Here is a 25722-nt window from a genome sequence, read left to right as displayed (position 1 = left end):
GTTACTAGACGACCGGTCTACTCAGGAGACATTATGCCGTCAGAAAAACTCTTCACCCCGCTGAAAGTGGGTCCTGTTACCGTACCAAACCGCGTATTTATGGCGCCGCTTACGCGCCTGCGCAGCATTGAGCCGGGCGACATTCCAACGGCCATGATGGTGGAATATTACCGTCAGCGCGCGAGCTCCGGCCTTATCATCAGCGAAGCCACGCAAATTTCCGCCCAGGCGAAAGGCTATGCGGGCGCGCCAGGCTTGCACAGCGATGAGCAAGTTGCCGCATGGAAAAAAATCACTGCCGCCGTGCATGAAAACGCGGGCCATATCGCCGTACAGCTCTGGCACACGGGCCGTATCTCTCACAGCAGCCTGCAACCTGGCGGCGAAGCGCCGGTCGCGCCTTCGGCTATTAACGCTGGCACCCGTACTTCCCTGCGTGATGAAAACGGGAAAGCGATTCGTGTGGACACCACTACGCCGCGCGCGCTGGAAACAGATGAGATCCCGGGTATTGTTGACGACTTTCGTAAAGCGGTAGGCAACGCGCGCGACGCTGGCTTCGACCTGGTCGAGCTGCATTCCGCGCACGGCTATCTGCTGCACCAGTTCCTTTCCCCGAGCGCCAACCAGCGTACCGATCAGTACGGCGGCAGCGTGGAAAACCGCGCGCGTCTGGTGCTGGAAGTGATTGATGCAGTCAGCAAAGAGTGGAGCGCCGATCGCATCGGCATTCGCGTCTCCCCGATTGGCACCTTCCAGAATGTCGATAACGGCCCGAATGAAGAAGAAGATGCGCTGTATCTGATTGATGAGCTCAACAAGCGCGGCATCGCCTATCTGCATATGTCCGAGCCTGACTGGGCGGGCGGAGTGCCTTACACCGACAAATTCCGCCAGAAAGTGCGTGCGCGTTTCGATGGCGTGATTATCGGCGCGGGCGCCTATACCCGTGAGAAAGCGGAGGCGCTGATTGAGAAAGGATTGATTGATGCTGTGGCTTTCGGTCGTGACTACATCGCCAACCCGGACCTGGTAGAACGCCTGCGTAAAAAAGCAGAACTGAACCCGCAGCGCCCGGAATCGTTCTATGGCGGCGGCGCGGAAGGCTACATCGACTATCCTACCCTGTAATCCCTTCATTGATAGCGGCGGCCTTTCGCCGCTATACTCACAACAGCGTTTTAACAAACCGCGACTTACATTTCATAGATTTAAGAGGACATTATGCGCTTACTTCACACTATGCTGCGCGTCGGCGACCTGCAACGTTCTATCGAATTTTATACCAACGTGCTGGGCATGAAACTGCTGCGCACCAGCGAAAACCCGGAATACAAATACTCTCTGGCCTTTGTCGGTTACGGACCTGAAAGCGAAGAAGCGGTTATTGAACTGACCTATAACTGGGGCGTGGAAAGCTATGAGCTCGGCACCGCTTACGGCCATATCGCCATTAGCGTAGACAACGCCGCGCAAGCGTGTGAGCGTATTCGCAATAACGGCGGCAACGTCACCCGCGAAGCGGGCCCGGTTAAAGGCGGCACCACGGTTATCGCTTTTGTTGAAGATCCGGACGGCTACAAAATTGAGCTGATTGAAGAAAAAGATGCCGGTCGCGGTCTCGGCAACTGATTTTCGCGGCGGGCCATCGCGCCCGCCCTGCTGCATCCTGTCCTGAAATTTGCCATAATACGCGCTGCTTTAACTCCTCCAGATATGAGACCCTGATGTCCGATACCCCGCAACTTGCTGGTCTGTGCGACCGCTTTCGTGGCTTTTATCCCGTCGTCATTGATGTGGAGACCGCCGGATTTAACGCCAAAACCGATGCGCTGCTGGAGATTGCCGCCGTCACGCTGAAAATGGACGAAGAAGGCTGGCTGTCGCCGGATGAGACGCTTCATTTTCATGTTGAACCCTTCGAAGGGGCGATTTTGCAGCCGGAAGCGCTGGCCTTTAACGGTATCGACCCGCATAACCCGTTGCGCGGCGCGGTAAGCGAATATGAAGCGCTGCACGCTATCTTTAAAATGGTCCGCAAGGGCATGAAAGAGAGCGACTGCAACCGGGCAATCATGGTGGCCCATAACGCCACATTCGATCACAGCTTTATGATGGCGGCGGCGCAGCGCGCCTCTCTCAAGCGCAACCCTTTCCATCCTTTTGTCACTTTTGATACCGCGGCATTAAGCGGCCTGGCGCTGGGGCAAACCGTGCTGGCTAAAGCCTGCGCCGCAGCAGGCCTCGCTTTCGATACCGCCCAGGCGCACTCCGCACTTTACGATACCGAGCAAACGGCGCTGCTGTTTTGCGAAATCGTCAATCGCTGGAAGCGATTAGGCGGATGGCCCGTGCCTGCGCCTGAACCCGCGGCATAAAAAAAGCGACCCAATGGGTCGCTTTTTTATTACGCCAGGCTTATTCCGCGTCTGGCGTTTCGGATTTGTACTTCTCTGCGGTTTCTTTGATCAGCTGTTGCAGCTCGCCGCGCTGGTACATTTCGATAACGATATCGCAGCCGCCGACCAGTTCGCCATCAACCCACAGCTGCGGGAACGTCGGCCAGTTAGCGTATTTCGGCAATTCAGCGCGAATATCCGGGTTTTGCAGGATATCGACATACGCGAAACGCTCGCCGCACGCGGAAAGCGCCTGTACTGCCTGAGCGGAAAAACCGCAGCTCGGCAGCTTCGGCGAACCTTTCATATAAAGAAGAATCGGGTTTTCGGCGATCTGGCGCTGAATTTTTTCAAGGGTTGTGCTCATTGTCTTGCTTCCTCAAGCTTCTTAACGGCAGGAGCTTTTCTTTATAACGGCTGCACGCGACAGGTTGCGCTGGCCGCTATGCCCATGGCCGGGGTTAAACATTCATTAAGAATAACACTTTTATAGGGGCGATCGGCAGACATTCTTTTGCATCAGCGTGCTTAACGTACCGTCAGCGAGACGGGGGAAGCCAGAAAATGTGCATTTTTTTTGCGCTTGATAACGAAACGTATCGATGACGGTGAAATGACTATTAACTTTTGTCATTTTTTTAGATTAGAATCGGCTGGTTTTTGGAAAATCATACGCGGGCACGATTGCCGCCATCATCAGGGGAATGCTCAGTGGCGCGGATTAATAAAATCACTCTCACGCTCTGTGCTTTATTTTTTACCAGTCTGACATTAAGCCCATTGACGCACGCTTCAGAAAACGCGCGTCCGTCGGCTATTCAAAAGGCGCACAGCGAAAAAACCAAGAAAAAAAGCAGCCAGACGAAAACCACCAGTAAAAAAAGCAAATCCTCCGGCAAAAGTTCAACAAAGCGCGTCGCCTCTTCCAGTAAAAAAGCCAAAGCCACTGCCTCTGGTAAAACACTCGCCCGTCGCGGCAAACTCTCCTCTTCCGATGCACTGCTCAAAGGCAAAAAGCTTCAGACGCTGGCCTACACCGAGCAGTGCACCAAACGCAAAGGGCATAAAAAACGCTGCGTGAAGGTGAAAGCGGAGCAGCCCACCACCATCGCTGCCGCGCATAAGTTACGCGTGCAGAAAGCGCAAAAAACCGCGCTCAACAAACTGATGGATCAGATTGGCAAGCCGTATCGCTGGGGCGGCAGTTCGCCGCGTACCGGCTTCGACTGTAGCGGGCTGGTCTATTACGCCTATAAAGATTTAGTGAAGTTCCGTATTCCGCGTACGGCTAACGAGATGTATCACCTGCGCGACGCGGCGCCGGTTGACCGTGGCGAACTGGAGAGCGGCGATCTGGTCTTTTTCCGCACCCAGGGACGCGGCACCGCCGATCACGTCGGCGTTTATGTGGGCAACGGCAAGTTTATCCAGTCGCCTCGCAGCGGTCAGGATATTCAGATTACCTCGCTGAGCGAAGATTACTGGCAGCGTCATTATGTTGGTGCTCGCCGGGTGATGACGCCGCGCACCATCCGCTGAATCCGCGAAAAAAAAGGGAAGCCTCCGCTTCCCTTTTTTATTTATTCCGCCACGCAGGCTTTTTGCCCGCCACGCCGGGAAGAGAAGAGCACTAGTAGCAAACCGAGCGCGGCAATCATCGCACCCATCACCGGCACAAAACTGTAGCCCAGCCCCGCCTGGATCACCGCGCCGCCTGCCGCTGCGCCCAGGGCATTACCGAGGTTGAACGCGCCGATATTCACAGAAGAGGAAAGCCCCGGCGCTTCGCTCGCCACACGCATTACCCGCATTTGTAACGGCGGCACCACCGCAAATGTGGCCGCGCCCCAAATCACCATACTCACCGCTGCGCCGATTTCACTGCGCGCCAGTAAGGGAATCGAGGCCATAATAACGATCAGCAGCAACAGGAAGCCTTTAAGCGTACCGTTAACCGAACGGTCCGCCAGACGGCCGCCGAGATAGTTGCCAATAGAAAAGCCGACGCCAATCAGCACCAGCATGCCGGTGGTAAATGCCGGGGTGGCGTCTGTGATTTTATGCAGCACAGGAGCGATATAGGTATAAAGCGTAAACATCGCGCCGGCGCCAAGCACTGTAGTCAACAATGCGCTCACCACCTGCGGTCGCATCAGCACCGCCAGTTCGCTTTTCACGTCTGGCCGCTCGCCCGCGCTGCCTTTCGGCAAGGAGAAAAAGAGACTTATCATCGAGACGACGCCAAGCCCGGCGGTCGCCAGGAATGACATGCGCCAGCCGATGACTTCCCCAAGCCATGTCGCTGCCGGGACGCCGCCAATGTTGGCGATGGTCAGCCCCATAAACATGGTTGCCACGGCGCTCGCCTGCTTGTGTTTCGGCACCACGCTTGCCGCAACCACCGAGCCGAGACCGAAAAAGGCGCCGTGGTTAAGGCTGGTAAGAATACGCGAAGCCAGTAACGTGCCGTAGTCCGGCGAAATGGCGGAAAGCACATTACCGACGGTAAAAATCGCCATCAGAAAAATCAGCGCGTTGCGGCGCGAGCGGTGCGACAGCAGCAGCGTCATCAGCGGCGCGCCAACCATCACCCCAATCGCATAAGCGCTGATCAACATCCCGGCGGCAGGGATAGAAACATCGACGCCCTTCGCAATGACCGGCAGCAAGCCCATGGGCGAAAACTCAGTCGTGCCGATGCCAAAAGCGCCAATAGCCAGCGCCAGTAAAGGAAAATTAACTCTCATGCAAAACTCCAGACAAAACGAGAGAGCGTCAGCGGCTGTTGCGCAACTGACAAGACGGGAATGCCAGACAGCATGGCAGATATAACGTTGGGACAGAAGTCACAATACTCGCAAAAGATAATTGCGGTTTTGTTAAGAGTGTAGCTTTTTTGTTATTTGCTAATCATTACCCGAACGGGCAATAAAAGAAAGGGCAATGCGGGGATTTATAAGGAAAAATGGCGGGAGAGGGAAAATTTACCCTCTCCGGAAAGGCGAATTAGTGCATAACAGCGGTCAGTGCGGAAGCCACAATTAATCCCAGCACAATGACGGTGGTGACGAGCGAAAATTTCAGTTCGGTACTCATTTGTTCTCCTTTTAACCCTACAAAAAGCGGGTGCGCTTCATTTTTGCATAGTCACGCTTAAAAATCCTCTTTGTTTTAGACCGATATGCGTTTTCCCTCTTCCCCTTTTGCGCAAGATCGGCCAAAATTCCCGGCTAATTTACTTTGTACCGGCCATTAACCCCCTCTCTTTCCAGCCGAACTGGCTTTTCCCGGCCTGACGCAACGTTTTTGTTGCCACCAGGGGTTAGCAAAGGCAAACGTTTAACCATCGTTTATTCAGGAAGTTAGGGCATGGTCTGGAGTGACAACTAATGGCAACAATTAAAGACGTCGCGAAGCGAGCAAACGTTTCCACTACAACCGTATCACATGTAATTAACAAAACCCGTTTTGTTGCGGAAGAGACGCGCAACGCGGTATGGGCTGCAATCAAAGAGTTGCATTATTCGCCAAGCGCAGTGGCGCGCAGCCTGAAGGTTAACCACACCAAATCTATCGGCCTGCTGGCTACCAGCAGCGAAGCGCCCTATTTCGCTGAAATTATCGAAGCGGTGGAGAACAGCTGTTTTGCCAAAGGCTATACGCTTATTCTGGGCAATGCGCATAACAACCTCGAAAAGCAGCGCGCTTACCTGTCGATGATGGCGCAAAAACGCGTCGATGGTTTGCTGGTAATGTGTTCAGAATACCCGCAGTCGCTGCTCAGCATGCTGGAAGAGTACCGCCATATTCCGATGGTGGTGATGGACTGGGGCGAGGCGAAAGCGGACTTTACCGACTCGGTGGTCGATAACGCCTTCCAGGGCGGTTACATCGCCGGGCGTTATTTGATTGAACGCGGTCATCGTGAAATCGGCGTTATCCCGGGGCCGCTGGAGCGCAACACCGGCGCGGGCCGTCTGGCCGGTTTTATGAAAGCGCTGAAAGAAGCGATGATCTCCATGCCGGAAAACTGGGTTGTACAGGGCGATTTCGAGCCGGAATCGGGCTATCGCGCAATGCAGCAAATGCTTTCGCAGCCTCACCGCCCTACCGCGGTTTTCTGCGGCGGCGATATTATGGCGATGGGCGCTATCTGCGCTGCGGATGAAATGGGCCTGCGCGTGCCGCACGACATTTCCATTATCGGTTACGACAACGTGCGCAACGCCCGCTATTTCAGCCCGGCGCTGACCACCATTCACCAGCCTAAAGAGACGCTCGGACAGACGGCGTTTAATATGCTGCTCGACCGTATCGTCAACAAACGCGAAGAGTCGCAAACCATCGAGGTGCATCCGCGCCTTATTGAGCGACGCTCCGTGGCGGACGGCCCGTTCCGCGACTACCGCCGCTAATCCTCCGGGGGCCGGTCAGTCCGGCTCCCGCAACCATTCCCGGTTAAGCGTTTCACTGTCTCCCAGATAATCCAGCAGCCATTGCAGCGCCGGCGAAGCGTCGTTTTGCCGCCACGTCAGGCAACAAGCGGCATCGGGAAAAGGATTATCAAGCTCAAGCGCCACCCATTCGCCGCGCTTGAGCCAGGGACGGGCAAAATGCGCGGGCACCATACCGACGCAAAGCCCCGCGCTCAGGCAATCCGCTGCTGAAGGCCAGTCCGGAACGATAACCCGCCTCTGGTTGTCCAGAAGCCAGGTAATGCGCTTGGGCAACGAGCGAGACGTGTCTTCAAGCACCAGCGAAGGCCATTCGCGCAAGGTGTCGTCGCTGAGCGGTCTCTTCTGTTGCGCAAGCGGATGTTTGCTCGCTACCACGCAGCGCCAGCTCAGCATACCCATATCGCGAAAAGCGTAGCGTCCGCCTACCGGTATCGCCTGCGTTGCGCCAATCGCCGCTTCTACCCGTTCATCCGCCAGCGCATCCCACACGCCGTTAAACACTTCCTGTGAAATTTTTAGTTCGACATCATTAAAGTGCCGGTAGAAGTCCAGCACCAGCTGTCGGGCGCGTTCGGGTCGAACGATATTATCCACGGCGATGGAGAGCTGCCCGCGCCAGCCGTTCGCTATCTGCTGACATTGTTGTCGGGTGATCATCATTTGTTTGATAACAGATCGGCCCTCTTTCAAAAACCAGGCGCCGGCTGGGGTAAGCACCACATCGCGGTGACGGCGCTCGAAAAGCGGGACCGCCAGCCACTCTTCCAGTTGCCGCACCGTATAGCTGACGGCCGAGGGCACACGGTGCAACTCCTGCGCCGCTGCGCTGAAACTTCCGCTGCGCGCCACCGCATCGACCACTTCCAGAGAGTATTCAGACCACATTTTCTGCCTGCAAAATATTTGAATGCAATCACCAAATATTAGCGTTTCACATTGCCCGTTGCACTCTTTACACTCGCGACCTCAGTTTATTGTCATAAGAGGAACTTATGCAGCCCTCAAAACTTTTTCTTGCCTGGCTCGCTGGTCTTAGCGTGCTCGGCTTCCTGGCAACGGATATGTATCTGCCTGCTTTTGCCGCCATCCAGCAGGATCTGCAAACGCAAGCGGCCTCGGTGAGCGCTTCGCTGAGCCTGTTTTTAGCAGGTTTTGCCGTCGCGCAGTTGCTCTGGGGACCGCTTTCGGATCGCTTCGGTCGTCGCCCGGTGCTGCTGGCAGGTCTGGCGCTTTTCGCTGTCGGCTCTCTTGGCATGCTGTGGGTGGAAAATGCGGCGGCGCTGCTGGCGCTGCGCTTTGTGCAGGCGGTCGGGGTTTGCGCCGCAACGGTTATCTGGCAGGCGCTGGTGACTGATTACTATCCCGCGCATCGCGTTAACCGCGTTTTCGCCACCATTATGCCGCTGGTCGGGCTCTCTCCTGCGCTGGCGCCGCTGCTGGGCAGCTGGTTGTTGAACCACTTCGAATGGCGTTCAATTTTTGTGGTGCTGTTCGCTGTGACCGTATTGCTGATGCTGCCGGCGTTGCGCCTGCGCCCCCCCGTAAAATCAGCTGCCGGGCAAAAAGCGGACAAAATCAGCTTCGGCGTACTGCTGCGCTCATCCGCCTGGCGCGGTAATGTGATGATTTATGCCGCCTGCTCCGCCAGCTTTTTCGCCTGGCTGACCGGCTCACCCTTTATTCTTAGTGAAATGGGCTATGGCCCTGCTGTAATTGGGTTAAGTTATGTGCCGCAGACTATCGCTTTTCTGGCTGGCGGCTATGGCTGCCGCGCCGCGCTACAGCGCGTTGAGGGCGCGCGGCTGCTGCCATGGCTGTTGATAACGTTCGCGCTGAGCGTGGCGGCGACCTGGGCGGTGGGACTTTACAGCCACGTTACGCTGACGATGCTGCTCATCCCCTTCTGCCTGATGGCGATGGCGAACGGGGCTATCTATCCCATTGTTGTCGCGGCGGCGTTGCAGCCGTTCCCTCAGGCCACAGGGCGTGCGGCGGCGTTACAAAATACGCTACAGCTGGGCCTGTGTTTTATCGCCAGTTTGCTGGTTTCGTGGCTTGTCGCCGCGCCGCTGCTTTCCACCACCAGCGTCATGCTGGGCACCGTTTTACTGGTGGGCTGGGGCTACAAAATGCGCGGTCAGGCGGCTGGTGAAGCGGAACGGCAACAGGCGCATGCATCATAACGCGCTCGATAGTGTCATTGTTATGTAATTAGGTCGCTAACAATATTCGGTTGAATCATCAAATATTGCCGCCTATACTGATTCGCGGCTTTGCAATAAATCTCATAAATATTATGCAGTAACGGGAGCCGGAGCGCTCCCGTTTCGCTATGGAAGGCTTTTCTGGCAAGGGTATCCTCCCTTCCTCTGTTCTACGTCGGATATCAGGCGCGCGGATCCCTCCGCGAGATTTCTCACAAGCCCCAAATTGCGTCTACGCTGTTTGGAGGTTCTGATCACACAGGTGATGGAGAAGCTATGAGTTCATCGTGTATAGAAGAAGTCAGCATCCGGGACAACGAGTGGTTTCGCATTGCAAGCGAAATGCTTAGCCGGGCTGGTATAACCATTAACGGCACGGCACCCTCTGATATACAGGTTAACAACCCCAATTTCTTTAAACGCGTTTTGCAGGAGGGCTCGCTGGGCCTTGGCGAAAGCTATATGGACGGCTGGTGGGAGTGCGAAAGGCTCGACCAGTTTTTCACTAAAGTGCTGCGCGCCGGGCTGGAAAATCAGCTGCCGCGCCACTTTAAGGACACACTGCGCATTCTCGGCGCCCGGCTTGTTAATCTGCAATCAAAAAAACGTGCGTGGATCGTTGGTAAAGAGCACTACGATCTCGGCAACGATCTTTTCACCCGCATGCTCGACCCGCATATGCAATATTCCTGCGGCTACTGGAAAGAGGCGGATAACCTGGATGACGCCCAGACGCATAAGCTGAAGCTGATTTGCGATAAGTTGCAGTTAGCGCCGGGCATGCGTTTGCTGGATATTGGCTGCGGCTGGGGCGGGCTGGCGGAATTTGCCGCGCGAAATTACGGCGTTTCTGTGGTGGGCGTGACCATCTCAGCAGAACAGCAGAAAATGGCGCAGGCGCGCTGCCAGGGGCTCGATGTCACCATCCTGTTGCAGGATTATCGCGACCTGAACGACGCCTTCGATCGCATTGTTTCCGTGGGTATGTTCGAGCATGTCGGGCCGAAGAACTACGCAACCTATTTTGACGTAGCCGATCGCAACCTCAAGCCGGACGGCATTTTCCTGTTGCACACCATCGGTTCGCGTAAAACGGATAATAACGTCGACCCGTGGATCGATAAATATATCTTCCCGAACGGCTGTTTACCTTCGGTGCGGCAAATTGCTGACGCCAGCGAGCCTCACTTTGTGATGGAAGACTGGCACAATTTCGGCGCCGATTACGATAAAACGTTGATGGCCTGGCATGAGCGCTTCCTTAACACCTGGCCGGAAATTGCCGATAACTATTCTGAACGTTTTAAGCGCATGTTTGTTTACTATCTGAATGCCTGCGCTGGCGCTTTTCGCGCACGCGATATTCAACTCTGGCAGGTTGTTTTCAGCCGGGGCGTTGAAAACGGACTTCGCGTTCCCCGCTAAAAAATAAACCCCGGCGGAACCGGGGTTTATTTTTATTCAGTTTTTACTTATTTGTTTTCTTCACTCGGTAACTGCGCCGCGATTGCCGCTTCGCGGGTCGCCAGCACACGCTCGACCGTATCAACAACAGCCTGAGTCTGCGGATCGATTTCAATATTTACCCGCTGCCCCAGCTTTTTAGCGCCAAGCGTGGTGCGTTGCAGCGTTTCCGGAATTAAATAAACGCAGAACCGGGTGGCTGTTACTTCCCCTACCGTCAGGCTAATGCCGTCTACGCCGATAAAGCCTTTGTGCAGAATATACTTCATCAGCGTCGGGTCCTGTAATTTGAACCAGATCTGGCGGTTATTTTCTGAGGTCAGGATCTTAGCGACTTCCGCCGTGGTCATAATATGCCCGGACATAAGATGGCCGCCGATTTCATCGCTGAATTTCGCGGCTCGCTCAAGGTTCACCACATCGCCTTCCTGTAAATCACCCAGGTTGGTAATACGCAGCGTTTCTTTCATTAAGTCGAAGCTGACGCGGTTGCCGTTTATTTCCGTGACGGTCAGGCAGCAGCCGTTGTGCGCCACCGACGCGCCAGTTTCAAGGCCAGGAACGAGCGCCTCCGGCATTTCCACAATATGCGTGCGAAAGTTCGGTTTTTCATCAATGGCAACCACTTTACCGGTGCCCTGCACAATGCCTGTAAACATATTAACCACTCCTGAATTCGATAAAAACGGCGGCCTTTCGCCACCCGCTGCATAATGTGCACAATAACAGTTGGAAATTGCCGTTGCCAGCCTCGGCCGGGAATAGCGCATTATTTCACTGGCTTAATAGTGAACTCCCGCTACAATAGTCTGACTCATTCCCCTGCAATTTCTTCCTGCTGCCAGTTAAGGCGGCTTTTTTGTCTTTCAAATAACAACAATATACAGGTGTTCACGTGCAGAAGTATTTCATCGAAGCGCGTCAGTTATTAGCACTGGCAATCCCGGTGATCCTTGCGCAAATCGCCCAGACGGCGATGGGATTTGTCGATACGGTGATGGCGGGCGGCTACAGCGCCACCGACATGGCCGCCGTCGCTATTGGTACCTCTATCTGGTTGCCAGCCATTCTTTTTGGTCACGGCCTGCTGCTGGCGCTGACGCCGACGGTTGCGCAACTTAACGGTTCGGGCCGCCGCGAGCGCATCGCCCACCAGGTGCGTCAGGGCTTCTGGCTTGCCGGCATGGTCTCTGTGCTGGTGATGGTCGTGCTGTGGAACGCGGGCTATATCATTCATTCAATGCATAATATTGACCCGCAGCTGGCGGATAAAGCGGTGGGATATCTGCGGGCGTTACTGTGGGGAGCGCCAGGCTACCTTTTCTTTCAGGTGGCGCGCAACCAGTGCGAGGGGCTGGCGAGAACCAAACCCGGCATGGTGATGGGGTTTATCGGCCTGCTGGTTAACATTCCGGTGAACTATATCTTTATCTATGGCCATTTTGGCATGCCGGAACTGGGCGGTATCGGCTGCGGCGTGGCGACGGCCTCAGTGTACTGGGTGATGTTTTTCAGCATGCTTTTTTATGTCAAACGCGCTCACGCGATGCGCGATATTCAACATGCGCAGCATTTTGGTAAGCCAGACTGGGCGGTGATAAAACGTCTGACCCAGCTCGGACTGCCCATCGCGCTGGCGCTCTTTTTCGAAGTCACCCTCTTTGCTGTTGTGGCGCTGCTGGTCTCCCCGCTCGGCATTGTCGATGTGGCGGGACACCAGATTGCCCTTAATTTCAGCTCGCTGATGTTCGTTTTACCGATGTCGCTGGCGGCGGCTGTTACTATTCGCGTGGGCTATCGCTTAGGCCAGGGCTCGACGCTGGACGCGCAAACCTCTGCGTGGACCGGTATTGCCGTGGGCGTCTGTATGGCGGTGATCACGGCTATCTTTACCGTGGTGATGCGCAAACATATTGCCCTGCTCTATAACGACAACCCTGAAGTAGTGGCGCTGGCCTCATTCCTGATGTTGCTGGCGGCGGTGTACCAGATTTCCGACTCTATTCAGGTGATCGGCAGCGGCGTGCTGAGGGGTTATAAAGATACGCGTTCCATTTTCTTTATCACCTTTATCGCCTACTGGGTGCTGGGGTTGCCGAGCGGCTACATTCTGGCGTTAACGGACTGGGTTGTAGAACCGATGGGGCCTGCGGGCTTCTGGACCGGTTTTATCATCGGCCTGACGAGCGCGGCCATTATGATGTTGTGGCGAATGCGTTATCTACAGCATCAGCCTTCCTCGGTGATCCTGCACCGCGCGGCGAGATAACGGTACTGATGACGGGCAGCCGGGTTGCCCGTCAGTCAGCAACAGGTAGCCCATTTTTCGCAGGCGTGACTATAAAAAGGGGCGAAGCGCTATGCTCGCCTCTTTAACCAATCCTTTAGCCGCCATAATCCGATCGCTTTCTCGCCATTCTGCGCACTTACGCGGCAATCGCGCTAAATCTCCTGAAAAATTACCCTTTTGCTCTTGCCAGCCGCCGGGCCTGCCGTTAATATTCGTCCCCGCTGTCACACAGTAATGCGTTCATAGCTCAGTTGGTTAGAGCACCACCTTGACATGGTGGGGGTCGTTGGTTCGAGTCCAATTGAACGCACCATCTCTTTAGTGCGTCCGTAGCTCAGTTGGTTAGAGCACCACCTTGACATGGTGGGGGTCGGTGGTTCGAGTCCACTCGGACGCACCAAATCACAGGTAGTACTCTCTGCTTTCTCTCGCCATATTTCTGTTTTTCACTCAAACCTGTGCATTCAGTTCCTCCGTTCCCTGTCGGTCACAAGATGCCTGTAAGCTTGCGGTTTTGCGGCAATAAAAAACCCGGCGCAGTGGCCGGGCTAAACGAGAACCTTACTTGCTTTGTTCCACTACATAGCGCGTTGCGGCAAAGCGGTTAAGGATAAGGTGCACCAGAAAAACCATCGTCAGGGTTATCAGCAGCGAGACCGTCACAGAGCTGATGCGATACAGATCGCTGAACACCAGGTCTTTATCCGGATGCATATTCTGGCCGAACATAATGCCCAGCGTGGTAATGCAGGAAAACCCAACGCCCGCGCCCACTTTTTCCATCACGTGCAGACGGGCGCTGAACGCAAAACCCAGCGCGATAAGCGGCATCATCAACAGCATATGGCTGCTGTGGTCGTACAGCACCAGTTGCACCACCAGAATATAAAGGCACCCCAGCACCACCCCCACTACGCGCCAGATTGAGCTTAGCACCGCGCCGCGGTAGCTCATTGGAAAGAGAATGAGGATGCCCGCCATGAGCGCCGAAAGCGAATCGCTCAGGTCGCACATCTGAAATACGACAAAATTGAGCGTCGCCACCGTACCGGAAAGCAGCGACTCATGGCGCACCCGGGCCGCATCTTTTTCTATTAGCGGCGGGCGGCCTCGCGGCTCAACATCCGACAGCAAATAATGCATCAGTGCGCTCAGGCAAACCGCCAGCACGCTGGCTTCCATGTTCGAAAACAGCAAGGTATGCCAGTCGTTGGTCGGGTAGCTCATAAAGTTAAGCATTGTGCTCTGGCACACGACGCCCATCGAGCCGAAAAGAAACAACGGCCCTTTGCTCATGAAACGAAAGCGCATAACGTAAAGCGCAAAGACAACGCCCGTCATGATTAGCGGCCACTGCGAAAGCCAACCGATAATCAGCACCATCTCCACGCAATTAATGGCCGCGCTGAAGATAAACTGCTTCGCTACGTGGCGGTTAAATACCGGCACCAGCGAGAGCAGCATGATCGGATAGACCACAAAAAAGACGCCATACTGCACGTTATAAAAGCTCGACAGACTCAGCGCCATTACGCCCGCCACAACAATGCGCAGCGTCTGGCGAAAATCATTGGCCGTAAAAACAATATTGTCGTGAGGGGTAAAAACCCGCGCCAGCGTATTAATAGACATAATGCAGCAGGCTCACCAGACGGATTTGCAGCCCGGAGAAGAAACGGGCAAACGGCCCTTCGCTGTTATAGAGCTGAACCGTGGCGCGCGCGCCAGTGGGCAGAGATTTCGGCAGCGGTTCATCAAGCGCCACATGAATGCGCATGCGCTGCGCGTCGCGCACCCAGCGGTTAGAGACTTCCGGCTGCGAAAGCTGGCCGTTGACCGCCTCCTGCCCGGCTAAAATCCCGGCGTCGTGGCTGACAACATGTGCGTGAAACACATGGCCCGGCAGCGCATCGAATACCACGGCGGCATCGGTGCCATTGGTCGTATGGCGCAGGCTTTTTTCACGGAAGTCGGCCACGATATCCGTTTGGTTGCTGACCAGCGCCAGCGCGGGCGAGCCGGCGGAGGCGTACCAGCCCGGGCTTAGCTGCACGTTACTGACCGTGCCGTCGGCTTCGGCGCGGATCTTCGTCCAGCCGAGGTTAAGCTGCGCTTCCTCCAGCTGATTACGGTATTTTTGCAGAGTCACGTTGCGGCTGTCGTCACGCTCGCCGCGCTCAATCGTCAGCTCACGGATCTTCGCCGCCAGCTCCTGTACCGCCTGCTCGCTGGTCTGCCAGGTAGTACGGGTTTTGTCGAGATCCTGTTGCGAGACGTTTTGCTGGCCGCTTAAGCGCAGGTAGCGGTCAAAGGTCACTTTGTCGTTATGCGCGGTAAGCTGCGCGGTTTTGAGGCTCGCCTGCGCGGCTAAAATTTGCGCGTCCAGCTGCTGGTTGGTCAGTTGCGCCTGCTGCAAAGCGATTTGCGCGCCCTGCACCTGGTTAAGAAAAGGCGCCGGATCCAGTTCGAACAGCAAATCGCCTTTCTTCACCGCGCTGTTGTTATGCACATGCACAGCGGCAACATAGCCCGATACACGTGAAGAGACAGGCGTCACTACCCGCATCACTGTTGAATCCGGCGTGAGCGGGATCCAGATATCCGCCAGGATAAAATAGACAAACATCAGTAAAAAAGTGGCAATACTCACCCTTACCCAGCGGGCAAATTTTTGTTCCGGAGTCATCATGGTTGTTTAATTGTTATGGTTGTCTTCTTCGCGAATCGTCCGCAGATTGCGCGCGATGTGATTTAAGGTTTCGCTGAACGTTTCCATATCCAGCGCGGGGATGTTTTGCGACACGCGAGCCTGATAGGTTTCAATAACCTGGTTAAGCCTGGCCAGCACGACTTCCCCTTCCGGAGTCAGCGTCAGCAGGCGGCAGCGCTTGTCGTAAGGCGATGTGTTGCGCAGCAGGTACCCCTGATTTTCCAGCTGAGTCAGGGTGCGCATCAGCGGCGGCAATTCAATGCCCTGCACGGCCGCCAGTTCGCTTACCGAGACGTTATTACCCAACTGATAAAGCTGCATCAGCACCGTCCAGCTCGACTGCGTCAGGCCGGTGTCGGTAATGGCATGATCGATGGTGGCGCGCCACTGGCGCACAATCATCGCCATACGCATGCCCATCGGCCTGCTGGCGAAGCGTTCGTCTTCAGTCATGGTTTTCCCTCCGGTAAGCGGGCAGGAAACATAAAGCTTATCAGGGTAAGTATCAAGAAACGCCAGCGATAAAAGCATGGATTGTAAAAAGGCAGGCGGAATTTTCAGGCAGGCGGAAGAGAAAATCCCCCTCGCGGGGGATTTTATGGTGAAGCGTTACCCGAGCGCGGTTTCCCGCAGGCGGGTTTTCAGCTTGTTGTACTCGTCAATCACATACTGTTCGGCGCTTCGCTGGTCGGCTATCGCCTCCACCCGCACGGCGCAGTACTTGTACTCCGGGGTTTTAGTGATCGGGCTTAAATTCTCCGCCACCAGCTCGTTGCAGGCGCCAATCCACCACTGGTAGGTCATGTAAACCGCGCCTTTATTAGGCCGGTCGCTGACCTGCGCGCGGGTAATGACTTTGCCCTTGCGCGACACCACCCACACCAGCGCCTCATCCTCAATGCCCAGACGCTTCGCGTCGGCGGTGTTGATCTGCGCATAGCCCGGTTCATCGGCGAGCGCAGCCAGCGCCGCACAGTTGCCCGTCATCGAGCGGCAGGAATAGTGCCCGACTTCGCGCACCGTGGAGAGCACCAGCGGGTACTCTTCCGTCACCCGGTCAATGGGCGGCGCCCAGTCGCAGGTGAAGAATTGCCCAAGGCCGTTCGGGGTCGAGAATTCCTTTTCAAACAGGAAATCCGTTCCCTGGTCCGCCTGCGACTCATCGCGACAAGGCCACTGAATATAGCCAAGCTCCCCCATTTTTTCGTAAGTGGCGCCGTAGAAATCGGGACAAAGATGACGCAGCTCGTCCCAGATCGCCTGCGTATTGTCGTAATGCATCGGGTAGCCCATGCGGGTGGCGATTTCGCTTATGATCTGCCAGTCAGTCTTGAGATCCCACTTCGGCTCCACCGCTTTAAAGAAACGCTGGAAGCCGCGATCCGCCGCCGTATAAACCCCTTCATGCTCGCCCCAGGAGGTGGAAGGCAGAATAACGTCCGCCGCCGACGCGGTTTTGGTCATAAAGATATCCTGCACGATAACCAGCTCCAGCGCGTCAAAGGCGTTGCGCACCGCCGAAAGCTCGGCATCGGTTTGCAGCGGATCTTCGCCCATGATGTAAGCGGCGCGCACTTCGCCGTGCGCCACCCGGTGCGGCAGTTCGCTGATGCGATAGCCGGTATGGGCAGGCAACGACGCCACGCCCCAGGCCTTCGCGAATTTCTCGCGATGCTCAGGCACGTTGACATACTGGTAGCCCGGGTAGGTGTCCGGCAATGCGCCCATGTCGCACGCGCCCTGGACGTTGTTCTGGCCGCGCACCGGGTTTACCCCCGCGCTCGATTTGCCAAGATTGCCGGTGAGCAGCGCAAGGCTTGTCAACGAGCGCACCGTCTCCACCCCCTGGTAGAACTGGGTTACGCCCATGCCCCAGAGGATTGCCGCGCTCTTCGCCTGCGCGTACAGCCGCGCCGCCTGGCGAATTTGCGCCGCGCTAACGCCGGTGATGCTCTCAACGGATTCCGGCGTATAGCCTTCAACGATTTTGCAATACTCCTCAAACCCTTCCGTACGCGAAGCGACAAAGGCGTGGTCGTAGAGATCTTCTTCCACAATCACATGGCCCATGGCATTTAACAGCGCGATGTTCGACCCGTTGTTAAGCGCCAGATGCATATCCGCAATGCGCGCGGTCTCAATTTTGCGCGGGTCGCAAACAATAATCTTCGCGCCGTTTTTCTTCGCTTTAATTACGCGATTGGCGACGATAGGGTGCGAATCCGCCGGGTTGTAACCAAAAACAAAAACTAAATCGGTATTTTCAATGCCAACGATGGAGTTGCTCATGGCGCCGTTACCGACCGACTGGTGCAGACCTGCAACCGAGGGGCCGTGTCAGACGCGCGCGCAACAATCGACGTTATTGGTGCCGATCACCGCGCGGGCAAATTTTTGCATGACATAGTTGGTTTCATTGCCGGTGCCGCGCGACGACCCGGTGGTCATGATCGCGTCCGGGCCATATTTCGCTTTGATAGCGCCGAGCTTTTCCGCCACGTAATTAAGCGCTTCATCCCAGCTCACCGCTTCCAGCTTGCCGCCGCGCTGGCGACGGATCATCGGCGTTTTCAGGCGCGGGGTGAGGATCTGGGTATCGTTAATAAAATCCCAGCCGTAATACCCTTTCAGGCATAAATCCCCCTGATTGGTTTTGCCCATTGCCGCTTGCGCCTTAACGACTTTGCCGTTTTCGACGATCAGGTTGATTTTGCAACCCGACGCGCAATAGGGGCAAACCGTGACGACTTTCTTCATCCGTAGTGCTCCTGTTAACTAACTACTCTGCGGGCCTGTCGACCCGCTTATCAGAATGCGTTAATGCAGAAACCATGCCAGCTCCCGGTAAGCCTGAATCATGCGGCTGGCAGGCTTAAACGGCTGTCGGCTGCGCGCGTTTCGTCAAAAGTGACGTGTCGAAGCCTTAACTGACCACCAGGGCGTCGTAGCCTTTCAGGCGATAATTAACAAACGACAGCAGCCAGCAGAGAAGAAACAGTCCGACGACGACAAACCCCGCGTCGCCGAGGTTGTCGTTCACCCCTTCCACCCAGCGCCACAGACCGCCGGAAAGCGAAAACTTGTCCATCAGCAGCCCCAGCGCTTCCAGTCCGCCGATAAACAGCGCCACCACCACCGACGTGCCGGTAATCGTCATGTTGTAATAGAGCTTGCGCTGCGGCTTATTGAAGGCCCAGCCGTAAGCGCCGACCATAATAAAATTGTCGAGGGTGTCGATAAGCGCCATGCCGCTGGTAAAGAGCGCAGGGAACACCAGGATCGACCATATCGACATCCCGTGAGTGGCGCTGGCGGCGGAGATGCCCAGCACGCCGATTTCCGTTGCGGTGTCGAACCCAAGCCCGAACAAAAAGCCCACCAGATACATATGCCAGCTTTTGCCAACCAGACGAAAAACCGAACGGAACAGCCAGCTCATGGCGCCGCCGCCTGTCGCCGCGTCATCGTTTTTATCCAGCGCCTCGCCGCGTTTGAGCCTGCGGAAATTGCGCCAGACGCCGCGCAAAATAATGAAATTCGCCAGCGCCATCGCCAGCAGAAACAGAGCGGAAACCGCCGTGCCGATGGTGCCGCCTGCATCGTGAAACCAGGCCAGATCCTCTTTTATGGCGGCGGCCGTCGCAGCGATGGCGATGGAAGCCAGCACCACGATGCTGGAATGGCCGAGCGAGAACCAGGCGCCCACTCCAAATGGCCGCTGGCCCCGCTGCATCATTTTGCGGGTCACGTTATCGATCGCGGCGATATGATCGGCATCTACCGCGTGGCGCAGGCCGTAGCACCAGGCGAGCAGACTGGCCGCCATCAGCGCCGGGCTCTGGTGAAACGCCAAAAACGCCCAGCCCCAGGCGGCGAGGTTGGCGAAAATCAGCGCGCTGAATAGCGCAAGCGCGCGGGGGTTACTGCTTAACAGTGTTCTGAACATCGAAGCTATCCTGTGAGTTAAGAAAAGGCGGCGGCGGCAATCACCGCCTGGCCGAAAGCTATCGCGCCGTCGCCGGCAGGCAGCGTATGCGGCAACAGCAGCGTAAAATCGTGCAGGTAATGGCGCAGGCGCGCGCGCAGCAGCTGGTTGTGCAGCACGCCGCCGCCGCAGGCGATAACGGAAATGTTTTGCGCCTGCGCATGGTGGCGGGCAAGCGCGGCCAGCCCCTGCGCCAGCGCGTCATGAAACGCCCAGGCGCGCGCCGAAGCGGGCGCCCTGAAGCGCAACCACTGCGCCCAGAAAGCGGCCATGTCCGGCTTCCCGTCGCGCAGCGGCAGCGTCACCGGGTGCGCGACCGCGCCGCCCTGCTCCGCCAGCGCTTCAAGCCGACAGGCGGCTTCGCCTTCATAGCTTTGCGCCTCCTCCACACAACCCAGCGCAGCGGCGACAGCGTCGAATAACCGTCCGGCGGAAGAGGCAAGCGGCGCGTTCACCCCGCGCGCGACCGCGCGCGCCAGCGGCTGCCAGGGCTTATTCAGCACTGCCGCGGCTTCCGGCAAACTCTGCCAGCCGGGCGCGAAAGCAAGAAACTGCGCCAGCAGGTTGCGCCAGGGCTGGCGAGCCGCAAGGTCGCCCCCCGGCAGCGCGACGGCGGGCAGGCCGCCCAGCCGCTGGCACTGGCGGTAATCCGCCTGCAAGCACTCCCCGCCCCACAACTCGCCATTCGTCCCCATGCCGATGCCGTCCAGCGCAAGCCCGATAACCGGCCCGCCGTTCAGCGGCCAGCGGTGTTCCGCAAGGCAGGCGGCAATATGGGCGTGGTGATGCAGAACTCGCGTCACGGGTAGCGCCATGGTTTCGGCAAGCTGCGTGGTGCGATACCCCGGGTGCGCGTCGGCGATAATGCGCTGCGGGTGAAAATCATAGATGTCGCTCAACGTGCGCAGCGCCTGACGCCACTGCGCTTCAACGCCCTCTTCGCGCAGATCCCCCAGATGCTGGCTGAGCACCGCTTCGCCGCCGCGCACCAGGCAAAAGGTGTTTTTCAGATCCGCTCCCAGGCAGAGCAGCGGCGGCGCAGCGCCAAATCCCGGCGGCAGCGCCATGGCGTCGGGCACAAAGCCCCTGGCGCGGCGCAGCATTTCGCCGTCAGCGCGCATCACCGAGTCATCCATCCGCTGGAGAATGTCGCGGTTATGCAGTAAAAAGCCGTCCGCTATTGTCGCCAGTTCGGCAAGCGCCTGTTCATTGCTCAGCGCGGGCGGCAAGCCGTTGAGGTTGCCGGATGTCATCACCAGCGGGCGCGCCGTCGCCTGCATCAACAGGTGTTGCAGCGGGTTAGCGGGCAGCATCACCCCCACCTCGCTCAGCCCCGGCGCAATGGCGTCGCACAGGGCAGGCAAACCGCGTTTGCGCGCCAGCACGATGGGGGCGCTGGTCGCGCCAAGCCGCGCGCTAAGCGCAGGTGCCAGGCCGGCGGCGTCCGGCAGCATCACCGCCAGCGGCTTTGTCGGGCGGCGCTTGCGCTCGCGCAGTCGCGCCACCGCCTGCGGGTTTTGCGCGTCGCAGGCAAGATGAAAACCGCCAATGCCCTTTATGGCGACAATCTTTCCGGCTTTTAGCATCGCGACGGCGGCCTGCAACGCAGCCTCTTTTACCGCGCGCTCTTCACCTGCCTGCCAGGCAAGCTGCGGCCCGCACTGCGGGCAGGCCACCGGCTGGGCGTGAAAACGCCGGTCAGCCGGGTCGATGTACTCGCTGCGGCAATCAGGGCAAAGGGAAAAGCCCGCCATGGCGGTAAGCGGGCGGTCATAGGGCATGGCGCGAATAATGGTAAAGCGCGGTCCGCAGTGGGTGCAGTTAAGAAACGGGTAACGGTAGCGCCGGTCAGAAGGATCATTCAGCTCGCGCAGGCAGTCAGGACAGGTCGCCGCGTCAGGCACGATATGCGTTTGCATCGCGCCCCCCGCGCTCGGGCGGATCGTGAAGCCCTGCGGCGGTTGCGGCCAGTGGAAAGCGCGCGCCTGCACGCTGTCGATGCGCGCCAGCGGCGGACAGTGGGCGAAAAGCGCGGCGATAAACGCCCCCTCTTTCCCTGCAAGGCGCACCTCAACGCCCGCGGCATCGTTGCAGACATCGCCCGTCAGGTTAAGCTTGCGGGCAAGTTGCCAGACAAAGGGCCGGAACCCGACCCCCTGCACCCTGCCCTGAATATGTAAACTTGTGCCGTTGCTGTTCATTTTGTCGTCAAAAAAAGGCGCGGACCAACGCGGCCCGCGCTATCAGGAAACACTTACGCGCCGATGGTCTCCCGCAGGCGGGTTTTCATGCCGCTGTAAGTGGTTTGCACAAAACTTTCCGCGTCGCGCTGGTCGGCGATGGCCTCTACCTTCACCGCGCAGTATTTGGTTTCCGGCGTGCCGGAGATGGGGTCAAGATTGTCCTGCGTCAGCTCGTTGCAGGCGCCAATCCACCACTGGTAGGTCATGTAAACCGCGCCGGGGTTAATGCGTTCGTTCAGTTCCGCACGGCTTATCACTTTCCCGCGCCGCGAACTGACCCACACCAGTTGGCGATCCTGCACGCCGAGCTTTTCCGCGTCCTGCGGGTGCATCTGCACGAAGCCGGGTTCGTCGGCCAGCGTTTGCAGCGCCGCGCAGTTGCCGGTCATCGAGCGGCAGGAGTAGTGGCCTACTTCGCGCACCGTGCAAAGCACCAGCGGGTAAGCGCTGTCAGGCCGCTCGGCGGGCGCGCGCCATGGAGCGGCAAAGAGCTGGCCTTTGCCGTCTGGCGTGGCGAAGCGGTTGTCCTGGTAAAGATAAGGGGTGCCGGGGTGGTCAAGGGTCGGGCACGGCCACTGCACATGGCCCATCTCGCCCATTTTTTCCCAGGTTGCGCCGTAAAAAAGCGGGCACAGTTCGCGCATCTCATCCCAGATCTGCTGGTTTGAGTCGTACTGCATCGGGTAGCCCATCGCGCTGGCGATAAGGCTGATTATCTCCCAGTCGCGCTTCACATCGCCCTTTGCCTCCACCGCCTTTTCAAAACGCTGAAAGCCGCGGTCGGCGCAGGTAAAGACGCCGCCATGCTCGCCCCAGGCGGTAGCGGGCAGCAAGACGTCCGCCGCTTCCGCGGTTTTGGTCATAAAGATGTCCTGCACCACCACGAAGTCGAGCGCTGCGAAGCCCTCGCGCACCAGGCTGAGATCCGCTTCGGTCTGTAGCGGATCTTCTCCCATGATGTAATACGCTTTCACTTTGCCCTGTAGCGCCAGATGCGGCACTTCGGTAATACGCACGCCGATTTGGTCATCCATGGCGGCAGGATCAATGCCCCAGGCGCGGGCGAATTTTTCCCGCGTTTGCGGGTCGGTCACTTTCTGGTAGCCCGGGAAGAAATCGGGCAGCACGCCCATGTCGCAGGCGCCCTGCACGTTGTTCTGGCCGCGCACCGGGCCGACGCCGACATGCTCGCGCCCGAGGTTGCCGGTCAGCAGAGCAAGGCTTGCCAGCCCTTTTACCACATCAACCGCCTGGCCGAACTGGGTTACCCCCATGCCCCACATGATGGTGGCGGAAGGCGCGGCGGCATACGTTCGCATCGCCTGGCGGATCTGCCGGGCATCCAGCCCGGTAAGGTGCGCTACCGCTTCCGGCGCGTAGTCTTTCACCGCCTCGCGGTACGCTTCCAGCCCTTCGGCGTAGCGCGCCACATATTCTTTGTCGTACAGCTCTTCTTCCAGCAGCACATAGCCAAAGGCGTTGACCAGCGCCATATTGCTGCCGTTTTTTAGCTGCAAATGCTGGTCGGCAATGCGTGCGGTCTCGATTTTGCGCGGGTCGCAAACAATGATTTTTGCCCCGTTCTGTTTCGCTTTCAGCACCCGGCGCGCCACAATCGGGTGGGAATCGGCGCAGTTGTAGCCAAACACCAGCAAGCATTTTGAGTTTTCGATATCGCTGATGGAGTTGCTCATGGCGCCGTTGCCCAGCGTCGCCTGTAGCCCGGCCACCGAAGGGCCGTGGCAGACGCGGGCGCAGCAGTCGACGTTATTGGTGTTAATCACCGCGCGGGCAAACTTTTGCATTACGTAGTTAGTTTCGTTGCCGGTGCCGCGTGACGAGCCAGTGGTCATAATGGCGCCCGGGCCATATTCCGCTTTGATCTCCGCAAGGCGCTTCGCGGTGTAGTGAATCGCCTCATCCCAGGAGACAGGTTGCAGCTTGCCGCCTTTTTCATAGCGGATCATTGGCCGGGTCAGCCGCGGCGTCAGCAGCCGGGTATCGTTGAGGAAATCCCATCCGTAATACCCTTTAAGGCAGAGCTGGTTTTCATTGGTGACGCCTGGCGCGGCTTCAGCGCGCACGATTTTGTTGCCGTCAACGACAAGTTTCAGTTTGCAGCCCGCACCGCAGTACGGACAAACGCTGGTGATTTTTTTCATCAGTAACAGACCTGTTAAAAGGTGAAAGTCAGCGGCTTAGAAAGCCAGGTGATTGAAGCCATCCAGCGCGGCGCGGCGGCGGCGCTCGGCGCTGAGTTGCGCGAGCTTATTGCGATCGACGCAGAGAATGGCGTTGGTTGGGCAGGCCTGAATGCAGGCGGGGCCCTCTTCCCGGTGATGGCACAGGTCGCATTTATTGGCTTCCGCTTTTTCCGCCAGCACCTTCACGCCCGCGCCGCTGTTGCGCACCACGGGGCGAACCACCACCTCCATCGCGCCATACGGGCAGGCGACGACGCAGGTTTTGCAGCCGATACAGCGCTGCTGGTGAACGTGAACGAAATCGTCGTCGCGGCTGATGGCGCCGTTGGGGCAGACGTTGGCGCAAGGGGCGTCCTCGCACTGTCGGCACATCGTGGCGGTAGAGACATTCACGCCTTTAATAACGTGAATGCGCGGCAGGAAGGTTTGCGGCGTGAGCGCGGCGCAGCTCTGTTCCGGCTGATGAGAGACGACGCACGCCACCTCGCAGGTGCGGCATCCAATACACTTACTTGAATCAGCAATGATGAAGCGGTTCATCATAGTCTCCGGCTGTGGATTAACGCTTGCAGGTATACATAATCCATGCCAGTTTTTAATTAACTGATATATATAGATATTCAGGAGGCGGGGTAATTATTGATGCGTGTCATCGACACTTATGACGAGGAAAATGACGGCGGGCAGGCAACAAAAAAGCGGGCTCTGAGACCCGCTTCGACGTTTTTTACTCTACGTTACGCCCACATTTCTGCTTCTGCCTGGGCGGCTTTCATTGCCTTCATCTGCCCCTGCGTGCGGTAGAAATTGTAGCGTTCTATAAACCAGGCGGATTGCTCCTTGCTCATATTTCCGGTGACGGCGCGAATATCAATGTGTCGTCCTTGTCCGTTCATACGGGCAAAACTGCTAGCCAGAAAATCAAAGTTGGTTAACGAATAGATATCTTGTCTGTTCATCAGTTTCTCCCTCCACTCCTTCAACTGTATACGAAGCGCGCGGCGTCTTTTTTTATTCGGACAATTCCTGGTCAGGTGTGGCAGTTTCGGACACTTCTGCGAGGCGCGCCATCGCACAAAAGTGTGGCCGTGATGAAAGGGGTGAGTCAGCGGAGCCGCGGTTTTGGGCTGGCAGGCGCTGCCCGGGTACGTTCGCCGGAGCGGCTGTTGGTTGGAGTTATGTGAGGAGGTGAAAGGTTCCGTTCGCCGTGGGGGCTGCTGTTCGGCTCTATATGAGGGTGGTGAAAGGTTCCGTTCGCCATGGCGTTGTCTTTATATGTCAGCTTTTCTCACGCGAACGTGCCAGGGGGCTTCGCCGCCAGCCCCCTGGCAACCCCGGCTCCCGGCTCGCAAAATCGCCCGCTGAAGCGGGAAACCTCATCTTTTCCCCGCTGGCTTCGGGTCGGGCATGACGGCACGTCCCTGTGCCGACATGCCCTCGCACCGGGTCCAGCCGGTGCGCCCCGGCCACCGTGAAAAAGCTGAGGCGATTTTGAGGCCGGACCCAAATTTCGCTGCGATGTGCGTGTTTTACTTAACCTGAAGTTCTGGCTGGAAAGGTGAAGGGTTGGTGGATTGTTCCGTTCGCCGTGGGGCTGCTGTTCGGCTCTATATGAGGGTGGAGAAAGGTTCCGTTCGCTAAGGCGTTGTTTTTATATGTACCCTTCCTTCAGGCGAACGTGTTAAGGGGGCTCGCCGCCGCCCCCTTAACAATCCCGGCTCCCGGCTCGCAAAATCGACCCCTCCGGGGCAGACCTTCCGGCTTGG

22 protein-coding genes and 2 tRNA genes are annotated in these 25722 nt (G+C 57.3%); 10 read left to right on the top strand and 14 right to left on the bottom strand.

Going from position 1 to position 25722, the window contains the following annotated elements:
• Positions 1 to 33: 33 nt before the first annotated feature.
• The 3 genes from nemA to rnt all read left to right on the top strand — a co-directional run bounded on the left by nemA (position 34) and on the right by rnt (position 2378).
• Positions 34 to 1131 (top strand): alkene reductase, encoded by a 1098-nt coding sequence (nemA, locus tag DW56_RS11585; protein ID WP_024552227.1) that lies wholly within the window; start codon positions 34 to 36, stop codon positions 1129 to 1131.
• 93 nt (positions 1132 to 1224) lie between these two features.
• Positions 1225 to 1632, top strand: a complete 408-nt coding sequence (gene gloA / locus DW56_RS11580; protein ID WP_024552226.1) for a lactoylglutathione lyase — start codon at positions 1225 to 1227, stop codon at positions 1630 to 1632.
• 95 nt (positions 1633 to 1727) lie between these two features.
• Positions 1728 to 2378, top strand: coding sequence for a ribonuclease T (rnt, locus tag DW56_RS11575; protein ID WP_024552225.1), 651 nt, complete (start codon positions 1728 to 1730; stop codon positions 2376 to 2378).
• A 40-nt stretch (positions 2379 to 2418) separates the two neighbouring features.
• Here the strand turns inward: rnt and grxD are convergent, their stop codons facing one another.
• On the bottom strand, positions 2419 to 2766 hold the full coding sequence (gene grxD, locus DW56_RS11570) for a monothiol glutaredoxin 4 (protein WP_024552224.1): 348 nt from the start codon (positions 2764 to 2766) through the stop codon (positions 2419 to 2421).
• Between the two features lie 344 nt (positions 2767 to 3110).
• Between grxD and DW56_RS11565 the strand changes: the two genes are divergently transcribed.
• Entirely contained in the window at positions 3111 to 3938 is an 828-nt protein-coding gene (locus tag DW56_RS11565) for a C40 family peptidase (protein ID WP_024552223.1), read from the top strand.
• Between the two features lie 41 nt (positions 3939 to 3979).
• Here the strand turns inward: DW56_RS11565 and DW56_RS11560 are convergent, their stop codons facing one another.
• A complete protein-coding gene (locus DW56_RS11560; protein ID WP_024552222.1) occupies positions 3980 to 5146 on the bottom strand; it encodes an MFS transporter in 1167 nt (388 codons plus the stop codon).
• 259 nt (positions 5147 to 5405) lie between these two features.
• Positions 5406 to 5495, bottom strand: a complete 90-nt coding sequence (gene cydH, locus DW56_RS22435) for a cytochrome bd-I oxidase subunit CydH (RefSeq protein WP_035889914.1) — start codon at positions 5493 to 5495, stop codon at positions 5406 to 5408.
• A gap of 293 nt (positions 5496 to 5788) precedes the next feature.
• On the opposite strand from cydH, the gene purR reads away from it, so the two are divergent.
• Positions 5789 to 6814, top strand: a complete 1026-nt coding sequence (gene purR, locus DW56_RS11555) for an HTH-type transcriptional repressor PurR (protein WP_024552221.1) — start codon at positions 5789 to 5791, stop codon at positions 6812 to 6814.
• A 15-nt stretch (positions 6815 to 6829) separates the two neighbouring features.
• Here purR and punR read toward each other — a convergent pair whose 3' ends face one another.
• Positions 6830 to 7741: a DNA-binding transcriptional activator PunR gene (gene punR, locus DW56_RS11550; protein ID WP_024552220.1), complete on the bottom strand. Its 912-nt coding sequence runs from the start codon at positions 7739 to 7741 to the stop codon at positions 6830 to 6832.
• 107 nt (positions 7742 to 7848) lie between these two features.
• Here punR and punC point away from each other — a divergent pair, with 107 nt between their 5' ends.
• Together punC and cfa are read left to right on the top strand one after the other, a co-directional pair.
• Complete coding sequence (gene punC, locus DW56_RS11545) at positions 7849 to 9039, top strand: purine nucleoside transporter PunC (protein WP_024552219.1); 1191 nt, start codon at positions 7849 to 7851, stop codon at positions 9037 to 9039.
• Between the two features lie 297 nt (positions 9040 to 9336).
• Positions 9337 to 10485, top strand: coding sequence for a cyclopropane fatty acyl phospholipid synthase (cfa, locus tag DW56_RS11540; protein ID WP_024552218.1), 1149 nt, complete (start codon positions 9337 to 9339; stop codon positions 10483 to 10485).
• A gap of 47 nt (positions 10486 to 10532) precedes the next feature.
• Here cfa and DW56_RS11535 read toward each other — a convergent pair whose 3' ends face one another.
• Positions 10533 to 11183, bottom strand: coding sequence for a riboflavin synthase (locus DW56_RS11535; RefSeq protein WP_024552217.1), 651 nt, complete (start codon positions 11181 to 11183; stop codon positions 10533 to 10535).
• 236 nt (positions 11184 to 11419) lie between these two features.
• Here DW56_RS11535 and mdtK point away from each other — a divergent pair, with 236 nt between their 5' ends.
• From mdtK to DW56_RS11520, 3 genes are all read left to right on the top strand, one after another.
• Entirely contained in the window at positions 11420 to 12793 is a 1374-nt protein-coding gene (gene mdtK / locus DW56_RS11530; protein WP_024552216.1) for an MdtK family multidrug efflux MATE transporter, read from the top strand.
• A 257-nt stretch (positions 12794 to 13050) separates the two neighbouring features.
• A tRNA-Val gene (locus DW56_RS11525) sits at positions 13051 to 13127 on the top strand.
• A 10-nt stretch (positions 13128 to 13137) separates the two neighbouring features.
• Positions 13138 to 13214: transfer RNA gene (locus tag DW56_RS11520), tRNA-Val, on the top strand.
• 161 nt (positions 13215 to 13375) lie between these two features.
• Here DW56_RS11520 and DW56_RS11515 read toward each other — a convergent pair.
• From DW56_RS11515 to glgS, 9 genes are all read right to left on the bottom strand, one after another.
• Positions 13376 to 14446: a DUF2955 domain-containing protein gene (locus tag DW56_RS11515; protein WP_024552215.1), complete on the bottom strand. Its 1071-nt coding sequence runs from the start codon at positions 14444 to 14446 to the stop codon at positions 13376 to 13378.
• A complete protein-coding gene (locus DW56_RS11510) occupies positions 14436 to 15503 on the bottom strand; it encodes an HlyD family secretion protein (protein ID WP_024552214.1) in 1068 nt (355 codons plus the stop codon). Before DW56_RS11510 ends, DW56_RS11515 begins: the two co-directional genes overlap by 11 nt.
• A gap of 6 nt (positions 15504 to 15509) precedes the next feature.
• Positions 15510 to 15977, bottom strand: a complete 468-nt coding sequence (locus DW56_RS11505) for a MarR family transcriptional regulator (protein ID WP_024552213.1) — start codon at positions 15975 to 15977, stop codon at positions 15510 to 15512.
• A gap of 156 nt (positions 15978 to 16133) precedes the next feature.
• Complete coding sequence (fdhF, locus tag DW56_RS11500) at positions 16134 to 18281, bottom strand: formate dehydrogenase subunit alpha (protein WP_081711361.1); 2148 nt, start codon at positions 18279 to 18281, stop codon at positions 16134 to 16136.
• Between the two features lie 166 nt (positions 18282 to 18447).
• Positions 18448 to 19470 carry a HoxN/HupN/NixA family nickel/cobalt transporter gene (locus DW56_RS11490; protein ID WP_024552210.1) on the bottom strand — a complete coding sequence of 341 codons (1023 nt, stop codon included), beginning with the start codon at positions 19468 to 19470 and terminating at the stop codon, positions 18448 to 18450.
• Positions 19471 to 19487: 17 nt separating this feature from the next.
• On the bottom strand, positions 19488 to 21710 hold the full coding sequence (gene hypF, locus DW56_RS11485; RefSeq protein ID WP_024562128.1) for a carbamoyltransferase HypF: 2223 nt from the start codon (positions 21708 to 21710) through the stop codon (positions 19488 to 19490).
• A 53-nt stretch (positions 21711 to 21763) separates the two neighbouring features.
• Positions 21764 to 23914 (bottom strand): formate dehydrogenase subunit alpha, encoded by a 2151-nt coding sequence (gene fdhF / locus DW56_RS11480; protein ID WP_024554946.1) that lies wholly within the window; start codon positions 23912 to 23914, stop codon positions 21764 to 21766.
• 36 nt (positions 23915 to 23950) lie between these two features.
• Entirely contained in the window at positions 23951 to 24496 is a 546-nt protein-coding gene (hydN, locus tag DW56_RS11475) for an electron transport protein HydN (protein WP_024554947.1), read from the bottom strand.
• A 197-nt stretch (positions 24497 to 24693) separates the two neighbouring features.
• Positions 24694 to 24915 (bottom strand): cell surface composition regulator GlgS, encoded by a 222-nt coding sequence (gene glgS, locus DW56_RS11470; RefSeq protein WP_024554948.1) that lies wholly within the window; start codon positions 24913 to 24915, stop codon positions 24694 to 24696.
• Positions 24916 to 25722 lie beyond the last annotated feature (807 nt).

Origin of the sequence: Franconibacter helveticus LMG 23732 (genome assembly GCF_000463115.2) — a bacterium.
Taxonomy (GTDB): domain Bacteria; phylum Pseudomonadota; class Gammaproteobacteria; order Enterobacterales; family Enterobacteriaceae; genus Franconibacter; species Franconibacter helveticus.
Note: the sequence above shows the minus strand (reverse complement) of the source record. Positions and strands in the feature narration are given on the sequence as shown.